We start from the raw sequence: 9,519 nt of genomic DNA on the forward strand, positions 1-9,519 counted from the left end.
CGGCTACGCCATTATCTGGATGAGAAGGGAAATAATTCTCCTACAAACATTTTACTCATACATTAATTCGAAGAAAACGAAATTTTCCTTGAATTTATTATTATCATATGGAAATATATAGAAAAATTCCGGATTGTCAAAAATTTTCCCAACTTTTTATTAGTGAATATAGGTTGATTTATTCAGAATATTATAAATATACTTAAATCGCAGCAGCAAATGCTGCTATTAAAATTCGAGAGGAGTATTGGGTATGAAAAAAAGAAGAATACTAGGCGCGGCAGTTTTAAGTTTAGCAATGGGTTTTTCAATGTTTTCATCGGCGGCTTTTGGACAAGCTACAGAAAAAGCAGAAAGCCAGCAATCTTATCGAGTTTTAATTCATGCTCCTGCTGTCCAAACAGCACAGGTCAAACAAATGAAAGACAAGCACGGTGCACGCTGGGATTTCGGAAGTGAGGGCTTCACAACTACTGTAAATGCCCAGCAATATCAAGCCCTGCAAAAAATTAAGAACTTAAAAGTTGAGCTTGTCCCGGAAGTTGAAATTCAGGCTACTGCACCGATTAAAGCAGCAGCAACAGTGCCAAGCGATCAGACACCTTGGGGAATTCAAGCAATCTATAACGACAGTGCCATCCAGAGAACAAGCGGCGGAAATGGAATTAAAGTGGCGGTTCTCGATACAGGTGTTAATCGAAACCATATTGATTTGGTCCAAAACGTTGAGCAATGCAAAGATTTCACGCAAACTTCACCATTAGTAAATGGCAGCTGTACAGACCGGAACGGCCACGGCACACATGTCGCCGGAACAGCTCTTGCAAATGGAGGAAGTGATGGGCTTGGCATCTACGGTGTAGCGCCGGAAGCCGAGCTTTGGGCATATAAAGTGCTCACTGACAGTGGTTCAGGATACTCTGATGACATAGCCGGAGCGATTCGCCATGTTGCAGATGAAGCAGCCCGAACAGGTTCAAAGGCAGTCATCAATATGTCACTGGGTTCTAGCGCGAAAGATACACTTATTTCAAATGCAGTTGATTACGCATATAGCAAAGGCGTGCTAGTCGTTGCTGCTGCAGGGAATTCTGGTCCGAACAGCAATACAATCGGTTACCCGGGAGCATTGGTAAACGCGGTTGCAGTCGCCGCTCTTGAAAATGTCCAGCAAAATGGCACATACCGGGTTGCCAATTTCTCATCACGAGGGAACCCGAACACAGATGGAGACTATGTGATTCAAGAACGTGATGTTGAAATTTCATCACCGGGAAGCGCTATCGAATCTACCTGGTATGATGGCAACTATAATACAATCAGCGGAACTTCAATGGCAACACCGCATGTCGCCGGACTTGCTGCGAAAATATGGTCTGCAAGCCCAACCTTAAGCCATGTGCAACTGCGTGCACAGTTGCAAAACCGCGCAAAACAGTACGACATTAAAGGCGGAACCGGTGCAGCAACAGGTGATGATTATGCATCCGGATTCGGATTTGCAAGGGTAAAATAATGTCAGGATTACCGGCTGTCGCCAGATAACTGTCTGGCAAACTAGTTTATAATAAAAGAACGCCTGGATACTTGTGATCCAGGCGTTTTTCCGATGTTTCTATTAAATTTTTCGGGGTAAACGATGGAAGTGATAAGCCCTTCTGTTCTGACCAGTTTCTTTAAATCGGCATTTTTACCACTTTTTAAGTGAATATTTTGAAAATTTTGTTATAATTATTATAAAAGCAAAGGTGGTGGCTTTGATGGAATACGGACCTTTGATTAAATTTTACCGTACGCAAAAAAAGCTGACGCTTAAGGATCTCGCCGCAGGAATTTGTTCTGTTTCGCATTTAAGCAAAATTGAACACAATTCTAAAGATGCGAACATAGAAACAATTATGCTTCTGCTAAACAGATTAAATATTAGTCTCGCTGAGATAAGTGAGCAAGAACAATTAATCGGTTTCCTCTTGACTGAACTTAAGGATAAAATTGATTTTTATCTTAAAGACGAGGCCCAGCAACTCTTTGAACAGCTCTCCGATCTGGAGAATATCATTCCTTTTTCGTCATACTTATATAAGTATGAGCTTATTAAATACAGATACCAACTATTTCAGCGATTCCTTGTCGAAGCAGAGCAGCAGCGTGATATGTTAAAGAAACAAACAAGAAATTTTTCCCAAAATGAGAACTATTTATATCAAAGCTATAATGCGTTATTTTTAATATTAAAGGGGCAGTTTAAGAAAGCGGATGAGGCATTCGACCAGCTGTTTACAGATAAGAATTCTGAGTCTGCTACAGGTGAACTTATATACCATCGGGCGCTCGTAAAAAGCTCGCTTAAGCAATCCAGCTTTGCGATCCATTACGGCAAACACGCATTACAATTATTCATGAATCAGCATAATTTTAAAAGAATTCTTCATTCATTAATGTTGCTTGGCATCAACTATACGAATTCGAAAATATATGATGAGGCGTTAAGTTGCTTTAAGCATCTAATTCGGAATGCAGAAATGTTGAATGACCAGCATCTTCTTTCGCAAATCTATCATAATATGGGGTTTCTTCAGTGGAAAATGGGTAATCTGGAGCAAGCCTTAAAATATTATAACAAAAGCTTGGCTCTACAGAGTAAACAATCGAGTCAATACTTGATCACATTGTATTCTGTCGGAGAAATCTATTATTCTTTACTAGACATGGAGCAAGCACACTTAACTTTCGATGAACTATCGCAACTGTCGGCCCAATTGAGCATAAAAAAGTATCAAATATTGGCGCGATATTATTTAACTGCTATTGATTCGAAGGAAAAATCGATTGAATATTTAGAAACTAAGGTGATTCCTTTCCTAGAACAGAACAGTGAGTATATGGATGATGTGAGCCATTTTTACCACCTGCTTTCATTGCATTACCGGGAAATCGGCATGCATAAAAAGGCAGTTAAATATTTAGAAAAAACCAGTTAAGGGGGAAAAATTAATGAGAAAATTGTTGGGTACTTTTTGTTCTGTTGGATTATTTGCTTTGCTGAGTCTAGGTGTAATCAGTTTAGGTGAAACGCAGCTTTCACATGCAGCTACTGAAGAACCGTCAGGACCGCCAATTCAGCCGCCTGCTATGAAGTGATATTGGCGTGCCGAAAAAAACAGCCTGAAGCGAAATGCTTCAAGGCTGTTTTTTTGTTTAAGGTTGTTTTTTTAAAAAGTAAACTAGTAAAATATGACTAAATTTGTGCGAAAATGTAAGAAATTTGCCGAAAAAGATTGAAAAAACGCACAATTGGTTTTAGTATAAAAGTAACGAAATGTTAAAGGCAAACTTATTGAAAAATAAGGACGCAAAGCCGCGAGTCTAAGGCGTAAGCTATGATAGTCGGGTTGCCAAAAAGGAACGGGTATTGCTGCTGCTGTTAAAGGTGTGTCTCCTTTAATATAAAGCATCCACCATCTTTTTTGGATGGTTTTTTTTGTTCGCCATTTTCGTGGCGGTAAATGAGAGGGAAGGCGGAGATGAAGTTGACTGTTTTGTTTGGTACGGTCGAATATTTTGAAAGAGAACTACTTGAATACACAGCGGTTATAAGCCTGAAAGAAATGGGCAAGGACTATATTTCTGCGGCCTATTCAAGATTGGAAGACGAGCTTTTAAACGATTTTATCTGTGATGATAAGGTGAAGGTAGAATGTCTGCGGAATTTGTCGGTGGCAAAGGATAGATTGGAAGACAAAATTTTTGAAACGCCGATCGGGAAGATTGTGTGAACATTTGGCGCACCGTACGACTATCACCCAAAGAAGACTGCAATCCACTTACGATGGAACAGTCTTCTTTTGTTTTCTATTAATGGCTGGATATAACATTAAGCAGTTGAACGTACGATTAGCTTGTAAGGAAGTTCGACCTTTTCCACTTTATTGTCGTTGTCAGCAATTAATGAGAAAGCGAGGTTAAAAGCGTTTTGTCCTAGCAAAACACTGTGATGCTCAATTGTAGTAATATCAAGTACTTTTGAAATTGGGTGGTTATCGAAACCAATAACAGCTAGATCCTCCGGCACTCTAATTCCGTGTTTCCGCGCTTCGGTTACAATCCCTGCTGCAACCTGGTCACAGGCGACCAGCAATGCAGTAGGCCGGTCCTTCATGTGAAGAAGCTCATGCACGACCCTTATGCCATCTTCTATAAAGATGCATTGGTCAAACATCCAATCATTGTGAATGCTCGCTCCGATTTCTCCTAACGCATCCAGATAGGCTTTTTTTCGCTGGCGGCTGTTGAAGCTGTGCCCTCTTGCGATGCAGTAGCCAATCTTGCGATGGCCTTTCGAAATAAGATGGTCCATTCCAAGTTTAAAGCCTCCATAATGATCTATAAACACAGAAGAAATAGCGGCTCCGCGCGTATCTTCGCAGGCTACGATCGGGCCAAATTGCGAAAACGGTTCAATTTCGTCCCAACTGCTCGTTTTTGAGCAAATGATAACCCCATCAATTTGCTTCATTTTTAACAGTTGCAAAAATTTAAGCTCCTCTTCAGCCTTGTAATCTGTCTGGCACATAATAAACCGGTAATTATGCTCAAGTGCTGCACTGGCAATCCCCTGGACGATATCACCAAAGTGGGGATGGTTGATAAAAGGAAGAATCACGCCAACCGTATAACTTTTCCCTTTTGCCAGATTTACTGCGTTCAGATTTTGGATATAATCAAGCTTTTTAATTGCGTCCAAAACAGTTTTCCGCTTATCTTCCTTCACGTACGGGTGATTATTCAAGACGCGGGAAACCGTCGTAACTGATACACCGGCGATTTTTGCCACTTCCTTGATATTGGCCACTTCCGGTCCTCCTCTTGAAATTTTTCCATTAAGATCACTTTAAATGTATCATAAACACTTATAAAGCAGGAACCATTCTTGCCTTAAGTCCCTGCAGTTGATAAAACTTTTGTACTATAAAAGATAACCCGTTCGATGAATAGTAAAGAAGGTCAGTCTTTGCCATAATGAACACCAACAAAATCCTTTAGGGGATTTGGCCCAGCATTGGTCAGCGGCTCTGCCATTCGACCAGTCTGGGTTTTTTAATTTGTGTTTTATTGCTGATATCGATAGAATCAATTTAACAGAATATTCATGATAAAGGGGGTGTCGGTGTGAGTAGCCGGGCACTTTTTGAAAAAAGGGAAAGTTATTCGAAGCTGTTTCTTTCGGCCATTTCGCTTCTTGGCTGGGTAACCGTTCTTTGCCAGTTGTTTTATTTTGATCGACCAACAGATTTGGTTCCTATGCTGCTGCTGATTGTATTTTTATTCACAAGCGAATACTATCCAATGCCTGTTTGGAGAGGCTTTACCGCAATTACCTTCCCGCTCGTTTACGTGCTTTACCTGCTCTACGGACTTCCATACACACTTGTCATCTACGCTGTTGTTGTGCTGTCAGTGAATATCCTGCAGCGCCGCCCTTTAAGAATCATTTTTTTTAATCCCGCCCAGCTTGTTGTCAGCTTATTTTTAGCGGAACAACTTTGGTCGTTCCTCAGCGTTTTTTTACCAAGTGGAATTGAATCAAATACTCTTTTAGGAATCATTGAATATTGCACTTTATTGATCTTGTTTTTTATTATTAATAACACGATTGTCGATTTCGTTCTGATGATTCGTCCGCAGCCATATCCGCTCAAGGATTGGAATCAAAAAATGGTCACAGAGCTAATCAGTATCACGCTCTCGTTAGCCTATGGACTGCTTTTGTATTTGCTTGGAAGCCAAAACCGCGGCGAAATTGATTTCTTTTCTTATTTTTTCTTTTTTTCACCATTGGTGGGCATTGCCCTGTTAAGCTCGACGATCGTAAGGCTCAAAAAAGAAAAACGGCGGATGAAGGCACTCTTTTCAATCACAACAGAGTTAAATCAACACCTGCCCGCAAAAGAATGGTTGTTAACGTTAAAAAACAGTTTTAATGACTTCATTAATGTTGAAGCCAGCCTTCTTTGGATTAAAGAGAATGGAGTGTGGAAACGGGAAATCGAGGACGGGAGAGTAAATGGTAATCTGGAATTGTCCCCAGAAATGATTGTCGGGTTTGAGGAGATAAAAAAACCGCTGATTTACGCCAATCGCAAAAAGCAGGCCGGAATAGCGGATTCGTTTTTCGATCGGGATATTAAAGCGCTCATGTACTCCCCGCTCGTTGTCGAAAATGAAACAGTCGGCATGTTTATCGTTGGCAAGAGCAGGACGAAAAGCTTCGAGGATGACGATGTTCAATCGATTGCGACGCTGTCCAATCAGCTTGCTGTTATAATGAAGACAAGAATGCTTTTTTCTGAAAAAGAAAAACGGATTGTTCTCGAGGAACGCAACCGGATCGCCCGCGATATTCACGATGGGTTGGCACAAACACTTGCCGGAGCTGTCATGAAGCTCGAAACAGCCGAAAAAAAATTCGACAAGAACCCTGATGAGACAAAAAGATTAATAACAGCCAGCGTGATGAGGCTGCGCCAAAGTTTAAAGGAAGTTCGCGAATCGATTTATGCTTTGCGGCCTTATCCTACTGAGCGGGTCGGGCTTGTCACCGCGATCACAAGAAAGATTGCAGCTGTCCAGCAGGAGCATGGGCAGAATATCCAGTTTGAAATTAGGGGCAAAGAACTGGAGCTCAGCCCGATGGTAGAAAAAGTATTGTTTGATACGTTTCAGGAAAGCCTGCAAAATAGCATAAAGCATGCAAGGGCTTCAGGTATCGAGATTTTATTGAGCTATCAAACAGAGCATATTTTACTGAAAATAGAAGATGACGGCAACGGTTTTTCGCTTTTCCAGGCAATGCTTAAAGCCCGAAACCAACCGCATTTTGGCATTTTGCACATGAACGATGCCGCGGATAAAATCAATGCTTCGCTTCAAATAGACAGCAAGGAAGGAGAGGGGACAGAAGTTACACTTATAGTACCAAAAATGGGGTTTGAAGGGGGAGATTCAGTTGATAAGGCTCATGCTAGTGGATGACCATGCTGTGTTAAGAGACGGACTCCGCAACATTTTAGGGATGGAAGACGATATAGAAGTAGTCGGCGAAGCGATTTCCGGGGATGATGCTCTGCAAAAAATTGGCATCATCAAGCCGGATATCATTGTAATGGATATCAACATGCCAAACAAAAATGGGGTCGAAGTAACCGGGATTATTAAAAAACAATATCCCAATATCAAAGTTTTGGTTTTGACGATGCATAGCCATGACGAGTTTTTCATGTCTGCCATCCGCGAAGGAGCCGACGGCTATTTGTTAAAAGATGCACCATCCGATCAAGTTGTCGCGGCAATCCGCACTGTGGCGAAGGGGGAGTCAGTCATTCACCCGTCAATGACAAAAAAGCTGCTTTCCTTTCACCAGCAAAAGCAAACTGAAACAGAAAATTCCAGCTTAACGGAAAGAGAGAAGGAAGTTCTTCTTTGTCTTGTCGAAGGCTTAAGCAATAAAGAAATTGCACAGCGGCTGTTTATCAGCGACAAAACAGTTAAAATTCATGTCAGTAAGATTTTCAAGAAGTTAAATGTGAAAAGCCGGTCCCAGGTAGTTATTTACGCGGTCCAGAACCAGCTTGTGCCAATGCCGCCGGGCTCCTGAATTTACAGGGGCCCTTTTTTATTGGCTTTTTAGAAATATCATCAACTTCGCTACTTTTATCATCAACTTCGCACCATTTATCGTCAACTTGGCACCATTTATCGTCAACCTCTTCCCTGTTATCGTCAACTTTGGATTTATCATCAACTTCGCACCAATTATCATCAACTTTGTCCCCGTTATCATCAACTTTTCTGCTGCTATCATCAACTTTTAAAATCGATCACCAACTCCCAATCTAAACATGCCCTACTACTTTAGTAGTAAGTAAGTTAATACTACAGGGCAACGAATTTACCCCTTCTGCAGAATAGTGAAGCGGCTTCGCACATGAGATAATTTTTAAAAGCTTAAAATTCAAACTGGGAGTGAAATGGATGAAAATTAGAGCAGCATTAATATCATTTCTTTTGTTTGTGGCAGTTATGTTCGGAGCAATGATCCCGGGAACTTCCTCAAAAGCAACTGAATTAAACTCGGCTAAACTAGATTCCAGCATAACGGAGGCTCTATCCAATGCGACTGGGCCCATTGAAGTGATCGTGACCTTTAAGGGGACGAGTGGACCAACTGCGAGCCAGCTTGATTTTTTAAAAAATGCAGGGGTTACGAAAGGGATAGCTTTCAAGAGCCTGCCGATCGCCGGTGTTCTCGCGACAAAAGGGCAGATTGAACAGCTTGCCGAAAGCGATCAGGTTCTATCGATCTATTATAATAAAAAACTGGCATATGAAAATGCGGCAGCAACCGATTTAACCGGGGTAGATAAGGTTCGCACAGATGAAAAGATGAGAAAGCTAAACGGCGGGCTGCCTGTTTCCGGTAAAGGCATCGGAGTTGTCATCAATGATAGCGGGGTTGATGGCCTCCATAAAGATATTCAATTTGGTGATCATCTTGTCCAGAATGTATTAGGTTCAACGAATCTCCATGCGGTTGATACGTTATTGCCGATTACGTATGTAGAAAACGTTCCTTCCACTGATCACAATTCCGGGCATGGAACACATGTTGCCGGCATTGTTGGCGGAACTGGTGCAATGTCAGGCGGCAAGTATGAAGGAGTTGCACCCGGCGCAAACCTAATTGGCTATGGCTCAGGTGCCGGTCTGGCGATGCTCGATACGATTGGCGGCTTTGACTATGCCCTTACACACCAGCAGGAATACAATATTCGCGTCATTACAAATTCATGGGGAGATACAGGAGATGCGGGTACCGATTTCGATCCGAATCATCCAATTAACGTAGCAACAAAAAGGTTGTATGACCGCGGGATTGTCACAGTATTTTCCGCCGGAAACTCGGGTCCCGAACAAAAAACAATCTCGGGAAATTATAAAAAAGCCCCATGGATTGTCGCGGTGGCAGCCGGTACTAAATCAGGAACGTTGGCTGATTTTTCGTCGCGAGGTGAAAAAGGAAATGGCGGAACAGTCACAGTTGATGGGGAAACGTGGACTTGGGAAGACCGTCCGACGATTACCGCTCCTGGTGTTGACATTATTTCGACCAGGGTAATTTCGCCAATAGCATCACTTGGCGCCACAGACGATGTGCAGTATATTGAGCCTGCTTACATTCCATATTATACGACGATGAGCGGAACTTCGATGGCGGCCCCGCATGCGGCCGGAATTATCGCTTTAATGCTTGACGCCAACCCGCTCCTGTCTGCAAAAGAAGTGAAGGATATTCTGCAAAAAACAGCAACTCCTATGGAAGGGTATCAGAACTGGGAAGTTGGAGCAGGGTATATTAATGCTTATAAAGCAGTGCAAGCTTCTTTTAGCATAAAATAATCTGTATGAGTAAAATGTTTGTAGGAGAATTATTTCCCTTCTCATCCAGATAATGGCGTAGCC

General features: G+C 42.0%; 9 protein-coding genes and 1 riboswitch. Of the genes, 7 read left to right on the forward strand and 2 right to left on the reverse strand.

What is annotated here, in order from left to right; translation table 11 throughout:
• The first annotated feature begins 253 nt into the window (after positions 1-253).
• The 4 genes from CU635_RS21485 to CU635_RS21495 all read left to right on the forward strand — a co-directional run bounded on the left by CU635_RS21485 (position 254) and on the right by CU635_RS21495 (position 3,776).
• A complete protein-coding gene (locus tag CU635_RS21485) occupies positions 254-1,516 on the forward strand; it encodes a S8 family peptidase (protein ID WP_101579423.1) in 1,263 nt (420 codons plus the stop codon).
• Positions 1,517-1,760: 244 nt separating this feature from the next.
• Positions 1,761-2,981 (forward strand): helix-turn-helix domain-containing protein, encoded by a 1,221-nt coding sequence (locus tag CU635_RS21490; protein ID WP_101579424.1) that lies wholly within the window; start codon positions 1,761-1,763, stop codon positions 2,979-2,981.
• A gap of 13 nt (positions 2,982-2,994) precedes the next feature.
• Positions 2,995-3,141 carry a hypothetical protein gene (locus CU635_RS23545; protein WP_180955533.1) on the forward strand — a complete coding sequence of 49 codons (147 nt, stop codon included), beginning with the start codon at positions 2,995-2,997 and terminating at the stop codon, positions 3,139-3,141.
• Positions 3,142-3,317: 176 nt separating this feature from the next.
• Positions 3,318-3,400: riboswitch (cyclic di-GMP riboswitch) on the forward strand.
• A 124-nt stretch (positions 3,401-3,524) separates the two neighbouring features.
• Positions 3,525-3,776, forward strand: coding sequence for a hypothetical protein (locus CU635_RS21495; RefSeq protein ID WP_245917555.1), 252 nt, complete (start codon positions 3,525-3,527; stop codon positions 3,774-3,776).
• A gap of 98 nt (positions 3,777-3,874) precedes the next feature.
• Here CU635_RS21495 and CU635_RS21500 read toward each other — a convergent pair whose 3' ends face one another.
• Positions 3,875-4,852, reverse strand: coding sequence for a LacI family DNA-binding transcriptional regulator (locus CU635_RS21500; RefSeq protein WP_101579425.1), 978 nt, complete (start codon positions 4,850-4,852; stop codon positions 3,875-3,877).
• A 317-nt stretch (positions 4,853-5,169) separates the two neighbouring features.
• On the opposite strand from CU635_RS21500, the gene CU635_RS21505 reads away from it, so the two are divergent.
• Together CU635_RS21505 and CU635_RS21510 are read left to right on the forward strand one after the other, a co-directional pair.
• Positions 5,170-7,032, forward strand: coding sequence for a GAF domain-containing sensor histidine kinase (locus CU635_RS21505; RefSeq protein WP_101579426.1), 1,863 nt, complete (start codon positions 5,170-5,172; stop codon positions 7,030-7,032).
• Positions 7,007-7,654 (forward strand): response regulator, encoded by a 648-nt coding sequence (locus CU635_RS21510; RefSeq protein ID WP_101579427.1) that lies wholly within the window; start codon positions 7,007-7,009, stop codon positions 7,652-7,654. Before CU635_RS21505 ends, CU635_RS21510 begins: the two co-directional genes overlap by 26 nt.
• An 18-nt stretch (positions 7,655-7,672) precedes the next feature.
• Here the strand turns inward: CU635_RS21510 and CU635_RS23550 are convergent, their stop codons facing one another.
• A complete protein-coding gene (locus CU635_RS23550; protein WP_180956576.1) occupies positions 7,673-7,840 on the reverse strand; it encodes a hypothetical protein in 168 nt (55 codons plus the stop codon).
• A gap of 191 nt (positions 7,841-8,031) precedes the next feature.
• On the opposite strand from CU635_RS23550, the gene CU635_RS21520 reads away from it, so the two are divergent.
• A complete protein-coding gene (locus CU635_RS21520) occupies positions 8,032-9,456 on the forward strand; it encodes a S8 family serine peptidase (protein ID WP_101579429.1) in 1,425 nt (474 codons plus the stop codon).
• The last annotated feature ends 63 nt before the right edge of the window (positions 9,457-9,519 follow it).

This window comes from Bacillus canaveralius, assembly GCF_002860125.1.
Taxonomy (GTDB): domain Bacteria; phylum Bacillota; class Bacilli; order Bacillales; family Cytobacillaceae; genus Bacillus_BJ; species Bacillus_BJ canaveralius.